Annotated in this window: 24 protein-coding genes; 16 read left to right on the forward strand and 8 right to left on the reverse strand. The window is 53.7% G+C overall.

Annotated elements, in window-relative coordinates:
• Nucleotides 1-3: 3 nt before the first annotated feature.
• Nucleotides 4-1152, reverse strand: a complete 1149-nt coding sequence (nagA, locus tag AC6I8L_RS05590; RefSeq protein ID WP_058962152.1) for an N-acetylglucosamine-6-phosphate deacetylase — start codon at nucleotides 1150-1152, stop codon at nucleotides 4-6.
• Nucleotides 1153-1212: 60 nt separating this feature from the next.
• A complete protein-coding gene (nagB, locus tag AC6I8L_RS05595; protein WP_058962151.1) occupies nucleotides 1213-2013 on the reverse strand; it encodes a glucosamine-6-phosphate deaminase in 801 nt (266 codons plus the stop codon).
• 342 nt (nucleotides 2014-2355) lie between these two features.
• Between nagB and nagE the strand changes: the two genes are divergently transcribed.
• The 3 genes from nagE (at nucleotide 2356) to AC6I8L_RS05610 (ending at nucleotide 6829) form a co-directional block, all read left to right on the forward strand.
• Nucleotides 2356-4380 (forward strand): N-acetylglucosamine-specific PTS transporter subunit IIBC, encoded by a 2025-nt coding sequence (gene nagE, locus AC6I8L_RS05600; RefSeq protein ID WP_058962154.1) that lies wholly within the window; start codon nucleotides 2356-2358, stop codon nucleotides 4378-4380.
• A 151-nt stretch (nucleotides 4381-4531) separates the two neighbouring features.
• Nucleotides 4532-6199, forward strand: coding sequence for a glutamine--tRNA ligase (glnS, locus tag AC6I8L_RS05605; RefSeq protein ID WP_058962150.1), 1668 nt, complete (start codon nucleotides 4532-4534; stop codon nucleotides 6197-6199).
• Between the two features lie 234 nt (nucleotides 6200-6433).
• On the forward strand, nucleotides 6434-6829 hold the full coding sequence (locus tag AC6I8L_RS05610) for a hypothetical protein (protein WP_038648263.1): 396 nt from the start codon (nucleotides 6434-6436) through the stop codon (nucleotides 6827-6829).
• 61 nt (nucleotides 6830-6890) lie between these two features.
• On the opposite strand, the gene fur is transcribed toward AC6I8L_RS05610, so the two are convergent.
• From fur to ybfF, 4 genes are all read right to left on the reverse strand, one after another.
• Complete coding sequence (gene fur / locus AC6I8L_RS05615) at nucleotides 6891-7340, reverse strand: ferric iron uptake transcriptional regulator (protein WP_058962149.1); 450 nt, start codon at nucleotides 7338-7340, stop codon at nucleotides 6891-6893.
• 355 nt (nucleotides 7341-7695) lie between these two features.
• Complete coding sequence (gene fldA, locus AC6I8L_RS05620; RefSeq protein WP_058962148.1) at nucleotides 7696-8226, reverse strand: flavodoxin FldA; 531 nt, start codon at nucleotides 8224-8226, stop codon at nucleotides 7696-7698.
• Nucleotides 8227-8361: 135 nt separating this feature from the next.
• Nucleotides 8362-8637: a LexA regulated protein gene (gene ybfE, locus AC6I8L_RS05625; RefSeq protein WP_034829114.1), complete on the reverse strand. Its 276-nt coding sequence runs from the start codon at nucleotides 8635-8637 to the stop codon at nucleotides 8362-8364.
• Nucleotides 8638-8805: 168 nt separating this feature from the next.
• A complete protein-coding gene (gene ybfF, locus AC6I8L_RS05630; protein WP_058962147.1) occupies nucleotides 8806-9570 on the reverse strand; it encodes an esterase in 765 nt (254 codons plus the stop codon).
• A gap of 248 nt (nucleotides 9571-9818) precedes the next feature.
• Between ybfF and seqA the strand changes: the two genes are divergently transcribed.
• The gene (gene seqA, locus AC6I8L_RS05635) at nucleotides 9819-10364 is read left to right on the forward strand and encodes a replication initiation negative regulator SeqA (protein ID WP_058962146.1); all 546 of its coding nucleotides are present in this window, start codon (nucleotides 9819-9821) and stop codon (nucleotides 10362-10364) included.
• Nucleotides 10365-10389: 25 nt separating this feature from the next.
• A complete protein-coding gene (gene pgm, locus AC6I8L_RS05640) occupies nucleotides 10390-12030 on the forward strand; it encodes a phosphoglucomutase (alpha-D-glucose-1,6-bisphosphate-dependent) (RefSeq protein WP_058962145.1) in 1641 nt (546 codons plus the stop codon).
• A gap of 79 nt (nucleotides 12031-12109) precedes the next feature.
• Here pgm and kdpE read toward each other — a convergent pair whose 3' ends face one another.
• Entirely contained in the window at nucleotides 12110-12784 is a 675-nt protein-coding gene (kdpE, locus tag AC6I8L_RS05645) for a two-component system response regulator KdpE (RefSeq protein ID WP_058962144.1), read from the reverse strand.
• A 245-nt stretch (nucleotides 12785-13029) separates the two neighbouring features.
• Between kdpE and AC6I8L_RS05650 the strand changes: the two genes are divergently transcribed.
• From AC6I8L_RS05650 to nei, 11 genes are all read left to right on the forward strand, one after another.
• Nucleotides 13030-13230 carry a YbfA family protein gene (locus tag AC6I8L_RS05650; RefSeq protein ID WP_058962143.1) on the forward strand — a complete coding sequence of 67 codons (201 nt, stop codon included), beginning with the start codon at nucleotides 13030-13032 and terminating at the stop codon, nucleotides 13228-13230.
• Between the two features lie 153 nt (nucleotides 13231-13383).
• Nucleotides 13384-14340: a YbgA family protein gene (locus AC6I8L_RS05655; RefSeq protein WP_034829125.1), complete on the forward strand. Its 957-nt coding sequence runs from the start codon at nucleotides 13384-13386 to the stop codon at nucleotides 14338-14340.
• A gap of 12 nt (nucleotides 14341-14352) precedes the next feature.
• On the forward strand, nucleotides 14353-15780 hold the full coding sequence (phrB, locus tag AC6I8L_RS05660) for a deoxyribodipyrimidine photo-lyase (RefSeq protein WP_058962142.1): 1428 nt from the start codon (nucleotides 14353-14355) through the stop codon (nucleotides 15778-15780).
• Between the two features lie 22 nt (nucleotides 15781-15802).
• A complete protein-coding gene (locus AC6I8L_RS05665; RefSeq protein WP_058962141.1) occupies nucleotides 15803-16546 on the forward strand; it encodes a type 2 GTP cyclohydrolase I in 744 nt (247 codons plus the stop codon).
• Between the two features lie 148 nt (nucleotides 16547-16694).
• The gene (gene pxpB / locus AC6I8L_RS05670; protein ID WP_034829131.1) at nucleotides 16695-17351 is read left to right on the forward strand and encodes a 5-oxoprolinase subunit PxpB; all 657 of its coding nucleotides are present in this window, start codon (nucleotides 16695-16697) and stop codon (nucleotides 17349-17351) included.
• Entirely contained in the window at nucleotides 17345-18277 is a 933-nt protein-coding gene (pxpC, locus tag AC6I8L_RS05675) for a 5-oxoprolinase subunit PxpC (RefSeq protein ID WP_058962140.1), read from the forward strand. The genes pxpB and pxpC overlap by 7 nt, the downstream gene beginning before the upstream one ends.
• The gene (gene pxpA / locus AC6I8L_RS05680; protein WP_058962139.1) at nucleotides 18267-19004 is read left to right on the forward strand and encodes a 5-oxoprolinase subunit PxpA; all 738 of its coding nucleotides are present in this window, start codon (nucleotides 18267-18269) and stop codon (nucleotides 19002-19004) included. The genes pxpC and pxpA overlap by 11 nt, the downstream gene beginning before the upstream one ends.
• Before the next feature lie 57 nt (nucleotides 19005-19061).
• Nucleotides 19062-19790: a DUF969 domain-containing protein gene (locus tag AC6I8L_RS05685; RefSeq protein ID WP_034829137.1), complete on the forward strand. Its 729-nt coding sequence runs from the start codon at nucleotides 19062-19064 to the stop codon at nucleotides 19788-19790.
• Nucleotides 19790-20806, forward strand: a complete 1017-nt coding sequence (locus AC6I8L_RS05690; RefSeq protein WP_058962138.1) for a DUF979 domain-containing protein — start codon at nucleotides 19790-19792, stop codon at nucleotides 20804-20806. Before AC6I8L_RS05685 ends, AC6I8L_RS05690 begins: the two co-directional genes overlap by 1 nt.
• 7 nt (nucleotides 20807-20813) lie before the next feature.
• Nucleotides 20814-21461 (forward strand): pyroglutamyl-peptidase I, encoded by a 648-nt coding sequence (gene pcp, locus AC6I8L_RS05695; RefSeq protein ID WP_058962137.1) that lies wholly within the window; start codon nucleotides 20814-20816, stop codon nucleotides 21459-21461.
• A gap of 11 nt (nucleotides 21462-21472) precedes the next feature.
• Nucleotides 21473-22261 (forward strand): endonuclease VIII, encoded by a 789-nt coding sequence (nei, locus tag AC6I8L_RS05700; RefSeq protein ID WP_058962136.1) that lies wholly within the window; start codon nucleotides 21473-21475, stop codon nucleotides 22259-22261.
• Between the two features lie 76 nt (nucleotides 22262-22337).
• On the opposite strand, the gene AC6I8L_RS05705 is transcribed toward nei, so the two are convergent.
• Nucleotides 22338-23621 carry a citrate synthase gene (locus AC6I8L_RS05705; protein WP_034829145.1) on the reverse strand — a complete coding sequence of 428 codons (1284 nt, stop codon included), beginning with the start codon at nucleotides 23619-23621 and terminating at the stop codon, nucleotides 22338-22340.
• Nucleotides 23622-23665 lie beyond the last annotated feature (44 nt).

Genomic DNA, 23665 nt, shown 5'->3' on the forward strand with positions numbered 1-23665 from the left:
TACTTACTCGCTGAGGACGTCGTCTCCATTGACTAACGTCTTAGTGATTTGATAATCGCGGGTAAAGACAGTGAGGTTAGCGACTTTTCCTGCTGTCACTGAACCCAGCTGTTTTTCCACACCCATTGCCTGGGCCGGGTAGAGCGTTGCCATGCGCAAAGCTTCATCCAGCGCGATACCGCAATGTTCGACGCTGTTTTGCACCGCTTCAATCATGGTGAGCGCAGAACCGCTTAAGGTACCGTTTTCGTCAACGCAAAGGCCGTCGCGATAGTATATTGTTTTGCCTGCAAAAATGAATTTATCAATTGACGCGCCAGCGGGTGCGGTCGCATCCGTTACCAACACCAGCTTGTCACCTTTGATGCGCTTTGCATTACGCACGTTAGCGTAGTGGACATGTAAACCATCCGCAATGATGCCGCAGTATACATCAGGTGAATCAAACAGCGCACCGATCAGACCAGGTTCACGCCCTGCAAAGGTTGGCATGGCATTATAAAGGTGAGTGGCAAAAGAGACACCCGCACTAAAGCCCGCTTTGGCTTCTTCATAAGTGGCGTTTGAATGGCCCGCAGAAATAATAATGCCGGCATTGCGCAGCTTGCCAATCACCTCGGCACCGGCATTTTCTGGCGCCAGCGTCACTTTGGTGATCACGTCTGCGTTGGCGCAAAGAAAATCGACCATCTCCGCATCGGGCAGACGAATCAAATCTGGATTATGGGTACCTTTTTTGGCTTTGTTCAGCCATGGACCTTCCAGGTGTAGGCCTAACGCCTGATTAGGGTGTTTGGCCAGATAGGCGCGCATGGTTTCGATGGCACGCTTCATCAAAGCATTGGTGCTAGTGATCAGCGTTGGCAGATAGCTGGTGCAGCCTGATTTTTCGTTGGCACGCTGCATGATTTCCAGCGTTTCCACGCTCAGCGCATCGATATCATCGTTAAACTGCACGCCGCCGCAGCCGTTTAACTGCAAATCAATAAATCCGGGAGCGATAAACGCACCAGCCACATCCTGCTGTGTCATCGTTGCATCAAGCGCATCTCGTGGGCACACGCGCTCAATCAGGCCATCTGCAATCACCACTGCATGATTGTCCAGAATTTCATGACCGGTAAAAATCCGGCCGTTCACTAATGCGTACATCGTTTTTCTCTCCCGGCTAAGCCTGCCACCTTACGGCAGCAGGTTTTTCACAACGTGTTCTCACACACCTTTCATATTTTCCGCTTCCATTTCGCGGAAATATTTCACGGTTTTCACTTTCAGTTCCATGGTGGCCGGTTCGTCACACACCACCACAGATTTCGCATGCAGCTGCAGGCAGCTGATGGTCCACATATGATTAACGTTACCTTCTACAGCGGCCTGCAACGCCTGCGCTTTAAGATGGCCCGTCACCAGAATCATCACTTCTTCGGCATCCAGAAGCGTACCCACACCCACGGTCAGAGCGTACTTTGGCACCTGATCGACATCGCCGTTAAAGAAACGCGAGTTGGCGATGCGGGTATCGTGCGTCAGGGTTTTGATGCGGGTGCGGGAAGAGAGTGAAGAAGCCGGCTCATTAAAGGCAATGTGTCCGTCGTTGCCCACGCCGCCCATAAACAGATTAATTTTACCGTAAGAGCGAATCTTCTCTTCGTACTGGCGACATTCTGCGTCAATATCTGGCGCATTGCCATTCAGAAGATTGATATTTTCTGGTTGGATATCAACGTGATCGAAAAAGTTGCGGTACATGAAGCTGTGGTAGCTTTCCGGATGCTCTTTTGGCAGGCCCACGTATTCGTCCATATTGAACGTCACCACATGCTTGAAACTAACCTGGCCCGCTTTGTGCATATCAATCAGGTGCTTGTAAGCTTCCAGTGGCGTACCACCGGTTGGCAAGCCCAGCACGAAGGGACGTTCTGCGTTAGGCTTAAACGCATTAATGCGGTTAACAATGTGGCGTGCAGCCCATTTACCCACCTGGGTCGGTGTGGCCAAAGGGATCAGTCTCATGTTTTCACCTCAATTAAGATTAGGAAAATGTTGTCGCCGATGCTGGTTTAGGTTGCTGCCATTAAGCGTAATCGGTTTAAGCGCAACCAGCAGGGAAAAGTGCGACCTGATATTTTTCATCATAAAATAAGTTTGTGGTGGTGGCTAGCATTTCGCAGTGATAAACGTCCATTATGGTGATTAAAGTCACAGTTACTGTGGTTTTAATTTGCGAGGCGAATTAATTTATCTTTACACTGCGCCTCGTGGTGAAAGATGTCATCAAGGTACCGAGCGTAGGGATAATAAAATCAACCCGCGCTACGGCAAACGCCAGTCTCATAGGGGGAGAAAAAGGTGAGTATTTTAGGATATCTGCAAAAGGTCGGCCGCGCGCTTATGGTGCCGGTAGCGACACTGCCGGCAGCGGCAATCTTGATGGGGGTAGGGTATTGGATTGATCCAGACAGCTGGGGTGCAGGCAATGCGCTGGCCGCTCTGCTGATCAAGTCCGGTTCTGCCATTATCGAAAATATGTCAGTGCTGTTTGCCATCGGTGTGGCTTACGGTATGTCCAAAGATAAAGATGGTGCGGCCGCGTTAACCGGCTTCGTGGGCTTCCTGGTGGTGACGACACTCTGTTCACCTGCCGCAGTAGCGATGATTCAGAAGATTCCGGTCGATCAGGTGCCTGCTGCCTTCGGCAAGATCAACAACCAGTTCGTGGGTATTCTGGTCGGTATTCTCTCCGCTGAAGTGTATAACCGCTTTAGCCATGTTGAGCTGCCCAAAGCGCTGTCGTTCTTCAGCGGGCGCCGTTTGGTGCCGATCCTTGTCTCCTTCCTGATGATCGTTGTGGCGTTTATCCTGATGTACATCTGGCCAATCATCTTCGGCGGCCTGGTGAACTTCGGTGAGCACATTCAGAAAATGGGCTCGGTGGGCGCAGGCGTGTATGCCTTCTTTAACCGCTTGCTGATTCCGGTCGGTCTGCATCACGCACTGAACTCCGTATTCTGGTTTGACGTGGCAGGCATTAACGATATTCCTAAGTTCCTTGGCGGTGCACAATCAATCGCGAATGGCACGGGTATCCCGGGCATCACCGGTCGCTATCAGGCGGGCTTCTTCCCGATCATGATGTTTGGCTTGCCGGGTGCAGCATTGGCTATCTTCCACTGCGCACGTCCAGAAAACCGCGCGAAAGTCGGCGGTATTATGCTGGCTGCGGCCTTCGCGGCCTTCTTCACGGGGATCACTGAACCGCTGGAATTCTCCTTCATGTTCGTGGCACCGGTGTTGTATGTGATCCATGCCGTATTGACCGGTATCTCGGTATTTATTGCTGCGAGCATGCACTGGATTGCAGGCTTCGGCTTCAGTGCCGGTTTGGTGGATATGGTGCTGTCAACGCGTAACCCGCTGGCGGTGAATTGGTGGATGCTGATTCCACAAGGTCTGGTGTTCTTCGCCATCTACTATGTGGTATTCCGTTTCACTATCCAGAAATTCAATCTGATGACGCCGGGTCGTGAATTGTCTGCGGGCGATGAAACTGACGGCTACGACGTCAACGTTGATCACAGCGGTAACGGTGAAAGCCAGACCGAATCACTGGCACGTCGTTACATTGCCGCCATCGGCGGTTCAGACAACCTGACCAACATCGATGCCTGCATTACTCGTCTGCGTCTGAACGTCAAAGACTCAGCCCAGGTGAATGAAGGCGTGGCGAAACGTTTGGGTGCGTCTGGTGTGATTCGTTTGAACAAGCAGAGCGTGCAGGTGATTGTCGGCACTCAGGCTGAAAGCATCGCCTCCGCAATGAAAACGGTATTGAGCAAAGGCCCGGTTGCTGCGGCTTCCGCTCCTGCCACCGCTGCGCCGGTCGTGACTAAACCCCAGGCCGTGCTGAACACTGAAAAAGCGGTGATTGCTACGCTGGTGGCACCGGTGACCGGTGAGATTGTCGCGCTCGACGCGGTGCCGGATGAGGCGTTCGCCAGCAAAGCGGTGGGCGATGGTCTGGCAATCAAGCCAACCGACAAAACGGTGGTGGCTCCGATCGCCGGTACCGTGGTGAAAATCTTCAACACCAACCATGCGTTCTGTCTGGAAGCCGCTAACGGCGTTGAGATCGTGGTGCACATGGGCCTGGACACCGTGGCGCTGGAAGGAAAAGGCTTCACACGTCTGGTAGAAGAGGGAGCAACCGTCACTGCCGGTCAGCCGATTCTGGAGATGGATCTGGACTTCCTCAACGCCAACGCGCGCTCAATGATTAGCCCGGTGGTGGTCAGCAACAGCGATGATTTCGCCGGACTGAATCTGCTGGCCAGCGGTTCGGTGGTTGCAGGCGTCACGCCGCTGTATGAAGTGAAAAACTAAGTCCTTGTGATTTAGCCAGAAGGCAGGAAGCAATTCCTGCCTTTTTTGTTTTAAAACGACCAACAAACGGTTGTTTCCCTCCTGCGCTTTGTGGATCATACTCCGTTACTTCGTGGTACAAATCACCCGCTATTGTTTTGAGGATTTTGAGATGAGTGAGGCTGAAGCCCGCCCAACGAACTTTATTCGTCAGATCATCGACGAAGACTTGGCGAGCGGTAAGCACAGCAGTGTGCATACCCGTTTCCCGCCTGAGCCCAATGGTTATCTGCATATTGGCCATGCGAAATCAATCTGCCTGAACTTTGGTATCGCCCAAGATTATCAAGGACAGTGCAACCTGCGTTTTGACGATACTAACCCGGTGAAAGAAGACCTGGAGTTCGTTGAATCCATCAAGCGTGACGTGCAATGGCTGGGCTTTGAGTGGAGCGGCAACATTCGTTACTCCTCAGACTATTTCGACCAACTGTTTAACTACGCCGTTGAGCTGATCAATAAAGGTCTGGCTTACGTTGATGAGTTGTCAGCGGAAGAGATCCGTGAATATCGCGGCACCCTGACTGCGGCGGGTAAAAACAGCCCGTACCGCGACCGCAGCGTGGAAGAGAACCTCGCGCTGTTCCAGAAAATGCGTGATGGCGGTTTCGAGGAAGGTAAAGCTTGTCTGCGTGCCAAAATCGACATGGCATCGAGCTTCATTGTGATGCGCGATCCGGTGCTATACCGCATTAAGTTTGCCGATCACCATCAGACCGGCAGCAAGTGGTGCATCTACCCGATGTACGACTTCACCCACTGCATTTCGGATGCGATCGAAGGCATTACCCACTCATTGTGTACGCTGGAGTTCCAGGACAACCGTCGCCTTTACGATTGGGTGCTGGACAATATCACCATTCCGCAGCATCCGCGCCAGTACGAATTCTCGCGGCTGAATCTGGAATATGCGGTGATGTCGAAGCGCAAGCTGACGCAGTTGGTCACCGAGAAAGTGGTGGAAGGCTGGGACGATCCCCGCATGCTGACCGTTTCAGGTCTGCGCCGTCGTGGTTACAGCGCGGCCTCGATTCGTGAATTCTGCCGCCGCATCGGCGTGACTAAACAGGACAATATCGTTGAGATGGCGTCGCTGGAATCCTGTATTCGTGACGATCTCAATGAGAACGCACCACGCGCGATGGCGGTACTTGACCCGTTGAAAGTGGTGATCGAAAACCTGCCCGCCGGCCACGAAGAAACGCTGACCATGCCTAATCATCCAAACAAGCCGGAGATGGGCACGCGTGAAGTGTCGTTCAGCCGTGAAGTGTGGATCGATCGCGCTGACTTCCGTGAAGAAGCCAACAAACAGTACAAACGTTTGGTTCTGGGTAAAGAAGTGCGTCTGCGCAATGCTTATGTGATTCGTGCTGAGCGTGTGGCGAAAGACGAAGAGGGTAACATTACCTGCATCTATGCCACTTGTGATGTTGACACCCTGAGCAAGGATCCGGCGGATGGTCGCAAAGTGAAAGGTGTGATCCACTGGGTTTCCGCCATTCATGGACTGCCAGCTGAGTTCCGTCTTTACGACCGTCTGTTCAGCGTGCCAAACCCCGCGGCGGCTGAGGATTTCCTCACCACCATTAACCCGAACTCGCTGGAGATCAAACAGGGCTTCGTGGAGTCTGGTTTGCGTGAGGCGGCCACTACCGCAGCTTATCAGTTTGAACGTGAAGGTTATTTCTGTGCCGATAGCGTCTACTCACAGCCGGGTGAATTGGTGTTTAACCGCACGGTTGGACTGCGCGATACTTTCGCGAAGATTGGCGAGTAATATCTTTCGTCAATAGCACAATATGATCATGAAAGGGCGAGCAATCGCCCTTTTTTATTGCCTGTAATTCGCCACGGGCAATTAATTATGCTGAAGGCGGCAAGCTGAGCTTGTTGTCTATTTTGCGACAATTCTGACTTTAGCAAAATTAACCCATTTGCGAGTGTGAAAAATTGTATTTCAGGTAGGCTATGCGCTCTCAACAAAGCTCTGCGGGTTATCAAAGGAAATAAAATGACAAGTCTCGCCCTGGAAGCTAAGCATAGTGTGGTGGTATTACATCAGCTTATTGAACGTGTTTTTAACCAGGTAGAAGGCAGTGATGACAGCATGGAACTGCTTTTGTCACACTTTCACCCGGATTTCAAAATGGTGACGCCGCTGGGTAAGCAGCTGGATCTGAATGAGACCGAAGTGCTGTTTCGCAAACTGCACGGTCAGCGGGAAGGGCTGCGCATTGCCACCAGTGAGCATGCCATCATTTCTCAACAGAGCCAGGAAGTGACGATTCAGTATCGTGAACTGCAGATGTTGAACGGCACCCATCAAACGCGCATCTCTTTGGCTGTGCTGGATTGCAGCACCACCATTCCTCGCTGGCGCTACCTCCACGAGACCTTTATCGCTTGATAACAGGCATAAAAAAACCGGTGACCAGCACCGGTTTTTTTATATTGCATAGCACACTCAATTACTTATCGTGGAGCGTCTCGTCTTCGCGGCAGTCTCCCAGTGCACAGTGGCCGTACAAGTACAGGCTGTGGTTACTGAGTTTAATGCCATGGCGAGTGGCAATCTCACGCTGACGCGTTTCGATTGATTCATCGCTGAATTCGATTACTTTGCCACAATCCAGGCAGATCAAGTGGTCATGGTGATGCTGCTGAGTCAGTTCGAATACGGATTTGCCGCCTTCGAAGTTATGACGGGTGACGATACCCGCGTCATCAAACTGGTTAAGAACGCGATATACCGTTGCCAGGCCAATCTCTTCGCCCATATCGATCAGGCGCTTATACAAATCTTCCGCACTGACGTGATGGGACTCGGGGCCCGGTCCCTGAAGCACTTCCAAAATTTTCAATCTTGGCAGAGTGACTTTCAGGCCAGCCTTCTTCAATGCGGAGTTGTTGTCAGTCATTCGGATATTGTCCTGTTACTTTGCATGTCACTTACGGCGCAGGGGCCTTGAATGTTTAGGTCACACGTATTCTCATTTGCGTCTCATTATAGAACTCAAGCAGTGAAATGAAAACCGGGGTATCGCGCAAATCAACAAAAGTCGTAAGGATAAACATCGCCTACGTCAGCGCGGAACGGTGTGGTTTGGGTTTCCATTTCACTCAGCCTCAGTCAACAATCAGAGGAATAAGCGGATGACCATTGCGGGTATTCTACAGATTTGCGGGGAAAAGTTAAAAAACCGTAGCTATTATTTTTATAGGAAATTCCTTTGTCCCAATGTGAGCCAGCGCTCACATTGGGGAGGCGAGGCATCAGGCTTCGATGATCTCTTTTAACTGCAGCTCATCAAAAATCTGTTTCACCCAGGCATCAACACGTTCGTTGGTCAGCTCAGGTTGACGGTCTTCGTCAATTGCCAGGCCGAGGAAGTGTTTGTCATCGGCCAGACCTTTAGAGGCTTCAAAATGATAGCCCTCGGTCGGCCAGTGGCCCACGATCACCGCGCCATTTGGCTCAATGATGTCGCGAATCGTGCCCATCGCATCACAGAAATATTCTGCGTAGTCTTCCTGGTCGCCACAACCAAACAGCGCCACCAGTTTGCCATTAAAGTCGATCTCTTCCAGCGAAGGGAAGAAGTCATCCCAGTCACACTGTGCTTCGCCGTAATACCAGGTAGGAATGCCCAGCAGCAGGATGTCGAACGCTGCGAGATCTTCTTTGGTGCTCTTAGCAATGTCATGCACTTCGGCGACATCTTTACCCAGTTGTTTCTGGATCATTTTTGCAATGTTTTCAGTGTTGCCGGTATCGCTGCCGAAGAAAATGCCTACGATTGCCATGGGTTAAGTAACCTCTTAAAGCCTGATTGTGAAAGTAAGTCAATTGACTGCACATGTTAGCGAATGATAGCAGACCGTTGAAAAGGGCGGAACGAGTAAAGCCTGAACTTTGTGTTCCTGCGTGCGGTCAGCGCGCTAAGACAGTTTGAGTTGCGCCAGCAGCATTTGTTCAATCAACTCGCTGCGGCTGATGTTTTGTTGCTCGGCCAGCGTGTTCAGGGCGTCAACCGCTTCGCTGGACATTTTCAGCTCAACACGACGCAGCCCTCGCACTTTATCGCGCTTGAGCTGGTTACGTTTGTTGATACGCAACTGTTCGTCACGTGTCAGCAGGCTGGTTTTGGGTCGACCAGGACGCCGCTCGTCTGCAAAAAGATCAAGCGTGGTACGGTCTGTCTGTTCTTTTGCCATGATTTGTGAAACTGAGTGGGCGCGAACGGCGGAAAGGCGCTGCGCGATTTATACATTATCGGCCCGACCACGGCGAAAAAATCATCCGCGGCAAATTTTTAGCGCGACATCATACTCCAGCACCATCCGCGACGCCAACCCTAAACCGCATACGGCAAGCTTTTGCTTTTACAGGTTAAAAAAGCGACGAACTGCGCGCAAAACCGCATCAGGTTTTTCAGCATGTACCCAATGACCGGCCCCGCTAATCACGTGTGCGTGTGCCTGCGGGAACTGGCGTAGCAGTGCATCGCGGTGCTGATTGTCGAGGTAAGGAGAATCGCCACCGCGGATAAACAATGCGGGATGTGGCCAGGCGGGAACTTCTTCCCAGCCAGAAATCGTGGTGTAGTTGTCCCACAGCACCGGCACGTTAAAGCGCCACTCGCCCTCGACAAAGGACTTGAGGATAAACTGAATTACCCCCTCTTCAGTGACATGTTGACGCATCACCTCGGCCGCTTCGCTACGACGCGTTACACCCGCGGCGGTGACGGCGCGAATACCGGCAAAGATTTCATCGTGGCGGCGGGTTTGGTAATCCACGGGCGCGATATCGATCAGCACCATCTTCTCAATACGTTCGGGGGCCACTGCGCTCAATGCCATGGCGATCTTACCGCCCATCGAGTGACCTATCACGCCAGCGCGTTCAATCTGGTGTGCATCCAGCGTCTCAACGATATCTTGCGCCATGGCGTGATAATTCATCACCTCACTGCGCTCAGATAAACCATGGTTGCGTACGTCCACTTGTAGCGTGGGGCGAGCATCCCGTACGCCGCGTGCCAGCACGCCAAGGTTATCCATGCTGCCAAACAGGCCATGAATTAACAGAATCGGGGACGCTTCAGGGGGAGATTGTTCAGTTTGCAGACGGGCGTTCAAAATCATGGCTAAAGTTCTTACGGTTGTGACCTTGGCTTAGGGTATCATGGATTCACCTGTCCAGGAGCCAGCCGGCCAGGCATTAGGGCATATTCCGACTTTTGCCCTGAAACGACGCCAGCGCTATCGGCTGCCACGGATTTAACTTTATAATCCTTATGTTAGAGCCCGCTCACGTTTTGCACAGCTCGATTTTGCTAAGGCCGTTGCAATAAAGCGTGGTTCTGTCATTTGCCAGAATTGTACGGAATAAGATGAAAACGATTGAAGTTGACGAAGAACTCTACCGTTATATTGCCAGCCACACGCAGCACATTGGTGAAAGCGCCTCGGATATTTTGCGCCGCATGCTGAAGTTTACCGCGGGCCAGACCGCACCGACTGCACCTGTCGCTGCGGCTTCGGCTTCGGTCAAGGAAGCGCAGCCAGTGCGCAGCGAAGCGCGTCCTCAGGATCGCGTACGCGCCGTGCGTGAACTGCTGCTCTCTGATGAGTATGCTGAGCAGAATAAGGCGGTTAATCGCTTTATGCTGGTACTGTCAACGCTCTATCGTCTTGATCCAGCTGCCTTTGCTGAAGCCACTGCCTCGCTGCAGGGCCGCACTCGCGTCTATTTTGCGGGTGACGAGCATACGCTGCTGCAAAATGGCACCCATACTAAGCCGAAGCACGTTCCTGGCACACCGTACTGGGTGATCACCAATACCAATACAGGCCGCAAATGCAGCATGGTGGAACACATCATGCTGGCGATGCAGTTCCCTCAGGAACTGACAGAGAAAGTTCGCGGCACCATTTAAACTGAAGCGTCAGGGAGAAGCGCCAATGGCCAATCACCCCCGTGCCGGGCAGCCCGCCCAGCAGAGCGATTTGATTAACGTTGCACAATTAACCTCGCAGTATTACGTCCTGAAGCCAGATGTGGCGAACCCGGACCATGCGGTGAAATTTGGCACTTCTGGCCACCGCGGTAGCGCGGGACGCCAAAGCTTCAATGAAGTGCACATTCTGGCGATTGCGCAAGCCATCGCGGAAGAGCGCAAAAAGAATGGCATCACCGGTCCGTGCTACGTGGGTAAAGATACTCACGCACTGTCTGAGCCGGCCATTCTGTCGGTGCTGGAAGTGCTGGCGGCGAACGGTGTAGATGTGATCGTGCAGCAGGACAATGGCTACACGCCAACGCCGGCGATCTCCAACGCCATTCTGGAACACAACAAACGCGGTGGCGCGCAGGCGGACGGTATCGTCATCACGCCTTCACACAACCCGCCAGAAGACGGTGGCATCAAGTACAACCCACCAAACGGTGGCCCGGCTGATACCAACGTCACCAAAGTGGTGGAAGATCGCGCTAATCAGCTGATCAAAGGTGAGCTGAAAGACGTGAAGCGTCTGCCACTGGATCAGGCTTGGGCAAGCGGCCATATCGTTGAGCAGGATCTGATTCAGCCTTATGTGGAAGGTCTGGCTGAGGTCATTGACTTCCCGGCAATCCAGAAAGCGGGCCTGAAAATCGGCGTTGATCCGCTGGGTGGTTCCGGTATCGCGTACTGGCAGCGTATCGCTGAACATTACAAGCTGGATCTGACCATCGTTAATGATGCAGTCGATCAGACTTTCCGCTTCATGCATCTGGACAAAGATGGCGTGGTGCGTATGGACTGTTCGTCTGAGTGCGCGATGGCCGGTCTGCTGGCGTACAAAGATAAGTTCGATCTGGCGTTTGGTAACGACCCGGATTACGACCGTCACGGCATCGTCACGCCTGCTGGCCTGATGAACCCGAACCATTATCTGGCGGTAGCGATCAACTACCTGTTCCAGCATCGCCCGCAGTGGGGCAAAGATGTGGCTGTGGGTAAAACCCTGGTCTCCAGCGCAATGATTGACCGCGTGGTCAACGACATCGGTCGCAAGCTGGTTGAAGTGCCAGTCGGCTTCAAATGGTTTGTTGATGGTCTGTTTGATGGCAGTTTCGGTTTCGGCGGCGAAGAGAGCGCGGGAGCTTCCTTCCTGCGCTTCGATGGTTCCGCCTGGTCAACCGATAAAGACGGTATCATCCTGTGCCTGCTGGCAGCCGAAATCACTGCGGTGACCGGCAAGAACCCGCAGCAGCACTATGACGAACTGGCAGCACGCTTCGGCGCGCCAAGCTATAACCGTCTGCAGGCGCCGGCGACCTCAGCGCAAAAAGCGGCACTGTCTAAGCTGTCACCGGAAATGGTGAGTGCTGACACGCTGGCGGGCGATCCGATTACTGCACGTCTGACCGCAGCACCGGGCAACGGCGCGTCAATCGGTGGTCTGAAAGTGATGACTGAAAACGGTTGGTTTGCTGCGCGTCCGTCAGGCACGGAAGACGCTTACAAAATCTACTGTGAAAGCTTCCTTGGCGCTGAGCATCGCCAGCAGATCGAGAAAGAAGCCGTAGAGATTGTCAGCGAAGTGCTGAAAAACGCGTAATTAAACGTCGAGGCGCGCTATGTGCGCCTTTTCACGCGTTTTCTATGGAACGACCCATGTGACAACATGGGTCGTTTTTTTATGGCATAAACCGATAGCCGATACCGGTTTCGGTCAGCAGATGGTTGGGTTGGGTGGGATTGCTTTCCAGCTTCTGGCGCAGGTGTCCCATATAAATGCGCAGATAATGACTGTGCTCCACCGCATTCGGCCCCCACACCTGATTCAGCAACTGACGCTGCGTCAGCACTTTTCCGGCATTGTTCAGCAACAAACTCAGCAGGCGAAACTCGGTGGGCGTCAGGTGAATTTCCTGTTCGTTACGCAGCACGCGGCGCGCAGCCAGATCGACACTCACCTCCCCAAATTTCACGATCGGCTCAGGCTGGCTGCTTTGATGGCGACGTAACGCCACGCGCACGCGGGCCAGCAATTCGCCAATACCAAACGGCTTGGTCAGATAATCATCGGCACCGGCATCCAGTGCATCGATTTTGTCCTGCTCATCACTGCGCGCAGACAGCACAATCACCGGCATGCTGCTCCACTGGCGCACTTCACGGATAAAGTCGTTGCCGTCGCCATCCGGCAGCCCAAGATCGAGGATCACTAAATCCGGCTTTCGTGTCGCTGCTTCAATCAGCCCGCGCTGTAATTGCTCCGCTTCCACAATTTTCAGACCTTCGCCTTCCAGCGCCAGGCGCACGAAACGGCGAATCTCTTTTTCATCTTCAACAATCAAGATGGTCGTCACGCTGACTCCTGCCACAGGTAAAGTTAACACGGCACTTTATCAAGAATTGGTCACCGCGTCCGTCATGATGTTTGTAACGGTGCAATATCCATATTTTTACAATTATGTAACTTACTTTCAGCGAAAGTCGAAAAGCACAAAAAAAGACCGAAATTAGTGGTCGGATGAGTAGTAAAATTACACAACCAGGCGTAATATCTGAGGCAGATCACATTTCAATGCAAAAATTACCCCAGGAGGCAATCATGTATCAGGCATATCCACTCTATAAAATCGTGTTGCGCCGTTTTCTGGCGGTATTGGTCGGCATACTTGCCTTGCCCGTCATGCTGTTCCGCCAGGATCGTGCCCGTTTCTATAGCTATCTGCACCGCGTCTGGTGTAAGACCAGCACCAAGCCAGTCTGGCTGGCGCAGACAGAAGCGATAGGCAGCATCCACTGGTAAGTGCTCTCTCGACTCTCTAAGAACCCGGCAGCTTCAATCAAGCGCCGGGTTTTTTTATTCTAAACTTTGTCTGTATTCCCCGGTTACCCGCTGTTATCCCTCGCCGTTTCAGCTACACTTAAACCTCTACAAGAATTTGGAGGTTGTACAAGTATGAGCGAAAAAATTCCTGTCGGTATCAGCGCTTGCCTGCTCGGGGATAAGGTCCGTTTTGACGGTGGCCACAAGCGTTTCGCTTTTGCAACTGAAGAACTGACTCCCTTTATCCGCTTTGAACCGGTGTGTCCGGAAATGGCAATTGGCTTGCCCACGCCGCGTCCCGCACTGCGTCTGGTCAAAGAGTCGGATGATCAAATCCATCTTTGTTTCAGTAAAGATGGCGGGCAAGAGGTGACCGATGAGATGGAGCGCTGGTCGGCCGATCGCGTGAAATCCCTGCATCACCTTTGCGGCTATATTCTCTGCGCAAAATCACCCAGCTGCGGTCTTGAGCGCGTGCGCGTCTATCAGCCCGATACCAATGACAATCGCAAAGCGGGCACCGGCGTTTTCACTGCTTTTCTGCAAAAAGAGATGCCATGGCTGCCTTTAGAGGAAGATGGCCGTTTGCATGATGATGCTATCCGCGAAAACTTTATGGGCCGCGTGTATGCGCTGCATGAGTTCAATGAAATGTGGCGCAGCGGTTTAACCCGCCACAAGCTGATCGCCTTCCATAGTCGATACAAGTTGCTGCTGCTGTCGCATGCGCAGGATGAGTATCGCGAGATGGGACGCTTTGTGGCCGCGATGGAGCAGTGGGATTCGCTGGATGATTACGCCTATGAATACCGGATTCGCCTGATGCATTTGATGTCACATCAAGCTTCGCGTCGTAATCATACCAATGTGCTGATGCATGTGCAGGGCTACTTCCGCCCGCAGTTGTCGTCACCGCAGCGTCAGGAACTGGCACAGCTAATCGATCGTTATCGCACTGGCGTCCAGCCACTGTTGGTTCCCATCACCATGCTGAAACACTATATGGCGGAATATCCGCATCCGTGGCTGGCGCAGCAACGTTACTTTGATCCTTACCCGGAAGCGCTGCGTCTGCGCTACGGACAATAATCCCGGAGCATTATGACCACCCACTTAGTCTGGTTGCGTAACGATCTGCGCATCAATGACAACACTGCGCTGGCTGCTGCCTGCCGCGACAGCCATGCCAGGGTGCTGGCGCTGTTTATTGCCACGCCCAAACAGTGGCAGCAACACCATATGGCACCGAGGCAGGCGGCTTTTATTCATCAGAATCTGTGTGCGTTGCAAGATTCACTGGCCGAGCGCGGTATTCCGTTGCATTACCATCAGTGCGATGACTTTGCTGCTTCTGTGGATTACCTGAGTGCGTTTTGCGACCAGCATCAGGTGGATGAGTTGTATTACAACTATCAGTATGAAATTAATGAGCGCGAACGTGATGCGACCGCCGAAAAGCGTCTCGATGCCCAGGGCGTAATTTGTCAGGGCTTTGATGACAGCCTGTTATTGCCGCCTGGCAGCGTGCAGACCGGCAATCACACCATGTTTAAAGTCTTCACACCGTTCAGCCGCGCCTTTGTCCGTCGACTGCATCAGGGGTTACCGGAGTGTCATCATGCACCGAAAGCGCGCCGTGATGCGCCGATCAGTGCGGGTAAGAAAATCCCTGCTTTTGATTATCCGCAGGAAGATTTCGATGCATCGCTGTTTCCCGCTGGGGAAGAGGCAGCGCTGAAGCAATTGCGCCATTTCGGCAAACAATCGGTGCAGCACTATCCTGAGGTGCGCGATTTACCGGCACTAGATGGCACCAGCCGCTTATCGCCTTATCTGGCGATTGGGGTGCTGTCTCCGCGCCAATGTTTGCATCGTATTCTGAAAGAACACCCAGATGCACTGAACGAGGGTAAAGCCTTTACCTGGCTTAATGAACTGATCTGGCGCGAGTTTTACCGTCATCTGATGGTGGCCTTTCCAGCGTTGTGCAAGCACCAGCCGTTTGTGGAGTGGACGCATAACGTACAGTGGCAGAAAAACGAGGCGCATCTCACCGCCTGGCAGCAGGGCAAAACCGGTTATCCCATCGTCGATGCGGCAATGCGCCAACTCAACACACTGGGCTGGATGCACAATCGCCTGCGCATGATTGTTGCCAGCTTTCTGGTAAAAGACCTGCTGATCGACTGGCATGACGGTGAGCGCTACTTCATGCAGCAACTGATCGATGGCGATCTGGCGGCCAACAACGGTGGCTGGCAGTGGGCGGCCTCAACGGGCACCGACGCGGCACCGTACTTTCGCATATTCAATCCTACGACTCAGGGGGAACGCTTTGACGAGAAAGGCGAATTTATCCGTCAGTGGCTACCGGAATTGAAAGATGTGCCGGAGAGTGACATTCATCAGCCGCAGGTGTGGGCGAAGAAAAACAATAAGAAACTCGATTATCCCGCGCCAATCGTGGAACATAAGGACGCACGTAAAAAGACACTAGACGCCTTTGAGCGCGCGCGCAGCGCGGCCTGAGGCGATCAGGGAGCCGTACTAAATGAATCATGTTGAGTTAGAACATATTGTTAATCAGCAGCTGAACACCAGCGCCTTCAGTGACTATGCACCCAATGGTTTGCAGGTAGAGGGTCGCGCGGAAGTGAAAACTGTCATCACGGGCGTGACCGCCTGTCAGGCGCTGCTGGATGAAGCGGTCAAGCGCAATGCTGACGCTGTTCTGGTCCATCACGGATATTTCTGGAAAAGCGAATCGCCGCTGATTAAAGGAATGAAACGCCAACGCCTGCGCACGTTGCTGCTCAATGATATCAACCTGTATGGCTGGCACCTGCCGCTCGATGCCCATCCGCAGCTCGGCAACAATGCGCAGCTGGCAAAGTTATTTGATATTGACGTGAAAGGGGAAATTCAGCCGCTGGTGCCGTGGGGCGAATTGACTGAACCGTTGAGCGGTGAAGCGCTGGCGGCGAAAATCGCCGAACGTTTAGGTCGTAAACCGTTGCACTGTGGTGATAATGCCCCGGCACTGATAAAACGTATCGCCTGGTGTAGTGGCGGCGGACAGGGCTTTATCGATAGCGCGGCTGCTTTTGGTGTAGATGCATTTATCACGGGCGAAGTTTCTGAGCAAACCATTCACAGCGCACGTGAACAAGGTCTGCACTTTTTCGCCGCCGGACATCATGCCACCGAGCGCGCCGGTATCAAGGCGCTGGGCGAATGGCTGGCGCAGAGCTATGGCCTCGACGTAACCTTTATTGATATCGACAATCCTGCCTGATCTCTCTCTCTGCGTCCTTAATCCACGTTAAGGACGCAAATCTGTTGACACATCTCTGTCACTTTCGCATAACTTATTGACTTTCATTATAAGCAAAGCGATTTGTGGACATTTTTTGTCCGCGCTAATCATGACCGGGAGGTGGGTTTTGCAACGAGCACGTTGTTATCTACTGGGTGAGCGAGCAGTGGTACTGGAGCTGGAACCCCCCGTTTCACTCGCCAGCCAGCAGCGCATCTGGGGACTGTGCCAGCGCCTGCAGCACAATGAACAGGTTCAGGAAGTGATTCCGGGGATGAATAACCTGACGCTGCTACTGCGCGATCCGCAATTGAATGCACTGGATGCCATCGAGCGTTTACAGCGCTGGTGGGAAGAGAGTGAAGAACAGATCCCTGAATCGCGTCGGGTAGAGATTCCGGTGGTGTACGGTGGCTCGGGTGGGCCTGATCTGCAGGTGGTGGCAGATGGCGCCAGCATGACGCCAAAGCAGGTCGTCGAGCTGCACAGCAGTGTTGATTACGTGGTCTATTTTATCGGCTTCCAGCCGGGTTTTCCCTATATGGGCGGATTGGATGAGCGTTTGCACACGCCGCGCCGTGCTGAACCGCGAGTTATCGTTCCCAGTGGATCAGTCGGCATCGGTGGCAGTCAGACGGGTATCTACCCATTGGCCGCACCTGGCGGTTGGCAGCTAATTGGCCATACGCCCGTCAGCCTGTTTGACCCCTTACAACACCCGCCGACACTGCTGCGCCCCGGTGACAGCGTGCGCTTTGTGCCGCAACAGGAGGGCGTATGTTAAACATTCTACGTGCCGGATTGATGACCTCGATTCAGGATCAGGGTCGTACCGGCTGGCGGCAATATGGTATTAGCGTTAGCGGAGCGCTGGATCAACCCTCAATGCGTACCGCCAATATGCTGGTGGGCAACCCGGAAGAGAGCGCGGTATTAGAGATGGTGCTTGGCCAGTTTAAAGCGGAATTTAAACGTGACGGCTGGTTTGCGCTGACCGGAGCAGGTTGTAATGCCGATCTGGATGGCAAACCGGTGTGGACTGGCTGGCGCTTACCGGTGAAAAAAGGCCAGGTCTTATCACTGGCGATGCCGGTGCGCGGTATGCGCAGTTATCTGGCAGTGAATGGTGGTTTCGCCATCGATGAGATGCTCGGTTCGCACAGTACCGATCTCAAAGCTGGTTTTGGTGGTTTCCAGGGTCGTAAGTTGCAGGATGGCGATCAGTTGCCGTTGGGCAAACCCTCCCGCACCTTCAAAGGCAAAGCGGGCGTACGTCAGTTGTTGTGGGGCAACCGTATTCGCGCCTTGCCGGGCCCGGAGTACAACGAGTTCACCCGCGAAGCCCAGGAAGGTTTCTGGCGCAGCCCGTGGAAGCTCAGCCCGCAGAGCAATCGTATGGGTTACCGCATGCAGGGGCGTCAACTGCAGCGTAAAGCCACGCGTGATTTGTTGTCACATGGGTTAGTGCCCGGTGTAGTGCAGGTGCCGCCTAATGGCCAACCGATTGTGCTGATGGCCGATGCGCAAACTACGGGCGGTTATCCGCGTATCGCCTGTGTTATCGAAGCTGACCTGTATCAACTGGCGCAGATTCGCCTCGGTGAGCCGATTCACTTTATCCATTGCACACTAGAAGAAGCGCTGCTGGCGAAACAACATCAGCAACGCTCCTTCGACCAAATAGCCTGGGGGCTTGCACATGAAGATTGATCTTAATGCTGACCTGGGCGAAGGCAGCGCCAGCGATCAGGAGCTGCTAACGCTGGTGAGTTCGGCCAATATCGCCTGTGGATTCCACGCCGGTGATGCGCAAACCATGCTGCAATCGGTGCGCTGGGCCAAAGCCTCAGGTGTGGCGATCGGCGCCCACCCGAGCTTTCCGGATCGCGAGAACTTTGGTCGCACCGCGATGCAGCTGCCGCCGGAAACGGTGTATGCGCAGATGATCTATCAGATCGGTGCATTAAAGAGCATCGCCGAAAGTGAAGGTGAGCGTTTAGTGCATGTGAAGCCGCACGGTATGCTGTACAACCAGGCCGCGGCGGATGCCACGCTCGCCGATGCGATTGCCCGCGCGGTGAAAGCGGTGGATCCCGCATTGATTCTGGTCGGTCTGGCGGGCAGTGCTTCCATCAAGGCGGCTGCGCATCATGGCTTGCGCACGCGGGAAGAGGTATTCGCCGACCGTGGCTATCTGGCAACCGGCGCACTGGTGCCGCGCAGCCAGCCAGGCGCGATGATTGAAGAAGCCGAGCAGGCGCTGGCGCAAACGCTCACCATGGTGCAGCAGCGTCAGGTGCAGAGTATCAGCGGGGAGTGGGTGAAAGTGAATGCCGAGACCGTCTGCTTACATGGTGATGGCGCACATGCGCTGCAATTTGCGCGCACGTTGCGTGCGGCTTTTGCTACCCATCAAATTACTGTGACCAGCGCATAACAAATAACAACTCGCCCGATCTGTATCGGGCTTTTTATTTCTGATGAGGGGAAAAACATGGATAACGTGGTCAATCTCTGGCCGTTACTCGGCATTGCCGCCATCGTTCTGGGATTCGTGTTGCGCTTTAACCCGGTGCTGGTGGTGATTGTTGCCGGTTTTGTTACCGGCCTGGCCGCGCATCTGCCGCTGGCCGATATTCTGGAGAAACTTGGTTCCGGCTTCCTGAACACCCGCAACCTGCCGCTGATTTTGCTGCTGCCGCTGGCCGTGATCGGTTTGCTGGAGCGCCACGGTTTGAAGGAGCGCGCACAAAGCTGGATCGCGCAGATCAAAACCGCAACGGCGGGCCGTTTGCTGATTGTCTATCTGTTCGTGCGTGAAATCACCGCGGCACTCGGTTTAACCAGCCTCGGAGGTCATCCGCAGATGGTGCGCCCACTGCTGGCACCGATGGCAGAAGGCGCCACTGAAAACCGCTATGGCGAAGTACCCGATGAAGTGCGCCATCGCTTGCGCGCCATGTCGGCAGCCACCGATAACGTCGGGCTGTTCTTTGGTGAAGATATCTTTGTCGCATTCGGCGCGATTATCTTCATGCACAACTTTATGCAGGAGTCGGCAGGCATTAGCACCGAGCCGCTGCATATCGCCTTGTGGGGTATTCCCACCGCACTCTGTGCCTTCCTGATCCATTCGGCGCGACTGGTGCGCCTTGACCGCCAGCTGGCGCGTGAATTGGGTGCCATTAATCAGCAGGCGTTGCACGCCAAAGGCGGGAAATAATGTTTCAGCAACAATATCTGATGTGGCTGGCAGGTGTAATCCTGCTGGTGGTCGCCGTTCTCTCCTGGCGCGATGCGGCTAACCCAAGACGCTTTACCACCGGTTTATTCTGGGCGCTGTATGGCCTGATGTTCCTGATTGGTGATGGTGCTTATCAACTGATGGGGCAGTGGGCAGGCGATGCCGCTGCGGGTAAACGCATGCTGCACATTGGCGTCGGCATTGCGGTGGTGTTGATGGCGTTAATTGCCGGTTTCGGCGGCGTGCGCCTCGGCAGCTATCATCAGCGCAGCGATCAGCAGAAGCGCGAAAGTGCACAGCGTCTGCGTAATAAGCTGTTTTTACCCGCGCTGGCGATTCCGGTGGTCACCGTGATTGGTGTGCTGGCGTTTAACAACATCCCGGGTTTGCAAGATGCTGTGTTTGGCCCGGGTAATCATTCAACGCTGGTGACCCTGTTCTCGATGATGGTCGGCTGCGTGCTGGGCTGGGTCATCGCGCTGCAAATCACCCATGAAAAACCGCTGCAGTCGATGCAGGAAACTCGCCGCCTGCTGGATGCGGTGGGTTGGGCATTTATTCTGCCGCAAATTCTTGCCACGCTTGGTCTGTTATTCACCAGCGCGGGCGTCGGCACTGCGATTTCACATCTGACTGAACAGTATCTGGCAGTGGACAATCGCCTGATTGCGGTTGCGGTGTATGCGATTGGCATGGCCCTGTTAACCATGGTGATGGGCAATGCGTTTGCCGCTTTCCCGATAGTGACGGCTGGCATTGGGATTCCTATTCTGGTGCTGCAACACGGCGGCAATCCGGCGGTCATGGCGGCAATTGGCATGTTCTCTGGCTATTGCGGCACCCTGATGACGCCGATGGCGGCGAACTTCAACATCGTACCCGCGCGGTTACTGGAGTTGCCGGATCGAAACGGGGTGATCAAGGCTCAGGTGCCAACCGGTGTGCTACTGTTGGTGGTAAACGTATTCCTGCTCTACTTCCTGATGTTCTTGTGAGGTCGCAATGAAAACGGTATTGATGACGGCGTTTGAGCCGTTCGGTGGCGAAACCATTAACCCTTCATGGGAAGCGGTGCGCAGTTTTGACGGTAAAGAGATTGCCGGAGCCCGAATTGTGGTACGCCAGCTACCCGTGGTGTTTGCCACCTGCGGAAAGGTGCTAACGCAAGCGCTGGATGAGATTCAACCTGACCGAGTATTATGCGTGGGCCAGGCCGGTGGGCGTGTTGATATCACCGTCGAACGTGTGGCGATCAACGTGGATGATGCGCGTATTCCCGACAACGATCAGCAGCAGCCGATCGACCAGCCCATCGTGATGGATGGACCTGCCGCCTATTTTTCCACCTTACCGATTAAAGCGATGGTTGCAGCACTGCGTGAAGTGGGTGTGCCGGCCTCGGTATCGCAAACGGCCGGCACATTTACCTGTAATCACGTGATGTACAGCCTGTTGCACTGGCTGAAGACCACCAACAGTCCGGCACGCGGGGGCTTTATTCATATCCCCTATATGCCTGAACAGGCGGTGAACCATCCCGGCGTCGCCAGTATGGCGACGGCCAGCGTGATCCTGGCGCTGGAAACCTCGTTGCAGGTGATGCTGAGCACTGAAAATGACATCCGCGTGGTCGGTGGATCGACGCATTAACAGGAGAAGTTATGCCTGAAGGACCGGAGATCCGCCGTGCGGCGGATCAACTGGCAGCGGCGATGGAATGCAGGCCACTCACTGATGTGTGGTTTGCCTTTCCTGAATTGAAAACCTACGAACCAGCACTAATGGGTGAAACCATTACGGCTTTTGAAACACGTGGCAAAGCACTGCTGACGCATTTTTCGAATGGCTTAATTCTCTATAGCCATAATCAATTGTACGGTGTGTGGCGAGTGGTGCCGACCGGCACTGAACCCAACACTTCGCGGCAGTTGCGCGTGCGGTTGGCAAACGCCGAACAGACCATCCTGCTCTACAGCGCTTCGGATATCGAACTGCTCAATGCAGATACCGTCGGCGCACATCCCTTTCTGCAGCGCGTGGGGCCCGATGTGCTCGATGCCACTTTAACGGTGGCAGAGGTGCGTGAGCGGCTGCTATCGCCGCGTTTTCGTCGCCGTCAGTTCAGCGGATTGTTACTCGATCAGGCCTTTCTGGCGGGATTGGGTAACTATTTGCGTGTGGAGATTTTATGGCATGCCGGATTGCTGGCGTCGCATCGGGCGCAGGATCTCACTGAGGCACAGCTCAATGCATTAAGTGAGGCGATGCTGGCGGTGCCACGTTTGTCGTATCAGATGCGCGGCAGTATGAAGAAATACCATGCCGATGCGGCGTTTCGCTTTGAGGTGTTTCATCGCCAGGGCAAGAGATGTCGGCGCTGCGGCACGCTGATTGAGAAGGGCACGCTATCGTCGCGGCCATTTTACTGGTGCCCGGGATGTCAGTTTTGACGCCATAATTCGAACAATAAAAAAGCTGCCATCTCAATGAAATGGCAGCCTTTTTTCACACTCATTCAGCTGTGGATTACTTTTTCAGCGCCGAGTTAAATGGACGCTCGGTGTAACCGGTGTACAGCTGACGTGGACGCGCAATCTTCATGCCTTCGTCGTGCATCTCTTTCCAGTGTGCAATCCAACCCACGGTACGCGCCATCGCGAAGATCACGGTAAACATGGAAGAAGGAATACCCATCGCTTTCAGAATAATGCCAGAGTAGAAATCGACGTTTGGATAGAGTTTACGCTCGATGAAGTACGGGTCGTTCAGCGCGATATGTTCCAGCTCCATCGCCACTTCCAGCAGGTCATCTTTCATACCCAACTCATTCAGCACTTCGTGACAGGTTTCACGCATCACGGTGGCGCGAGGGTCATAGTTTTTGTAAACACGGTGACCGAAGCCCATCAGACGGAACGAATCGTTTTTGTCTTTCGCGCGACGTACGAATTCTGGGATGTGCTCAACGGTGCTGATCTCTTCCAGCATACGCAGGGTAGCTTCGTTGGCGCCACCGTGTGCCGGTCCCCACAGTGAAGCGATACCCGCAGCGATACAGGCAAATGGGTTTGCACCAGAAGAACCGGCGGTACGCACGGTTGAGGTAGAGGCGTTCTGCTCATGATCAGCATGCAGAATCAGAATACGGTCCATGGCGCGTTCCAGCACCGGGTTCACTTTGTACTCTTCACACGGTGTGGCGAACATCATATGCAGGAAGTTGCCTGCGTAGGACAGGTCGTTACGTGGGTAAACGAACGGCTGGCCAATCGAATATTTGTAGCACATCGCTGCCATGGTCGGCATTTTGGACAGCAGGCGGAAGGCAGCGATTTCACGGTGACGTTCAATGTTGACGTCTAAGGAGTCGTGATAGAACGCCGCCAGGGCGCCAGTGACACCACACATTACCGCCATTGGATGCGAGTCGCGGCGGAAGCCATGGAACAGTCGGGTGATTTGCTCGTGGATCATGGTGTGGCGGGTAACGGTGGTGCGGAATTCTTCAAACTGGGCTTGGGTCGGAGCTTCGCCATTCAGCAGGATGTAACACACTTCGAGGTAGTTGGAGTGGGTTGCCAGTTCGGAAATCGGGAAGCCGCGGTGTAACAGAATGCCTTCATCACCATCAATAAAAGTGATTTTAGATTCGCATGACGCAGTAGAGGTGAAACCGGGATCGAAAGTGAACAGGCCGTGATTGCCAAGTGTGCGGACATCAACAACGTCTTGTCCCAGCGTACCTTGCATCACATCCAGTTCAACGGAAGCATTATCTTGTAGGGTTAGCGTCACTTTTTTATCTGTCATTTTTCGTCTCCATAGCGCCTTAGTAGGTAAGGATCTTAGACACC

The organism is Type-E symbiont of Plautia stali, from assembly GCF_059731115.1.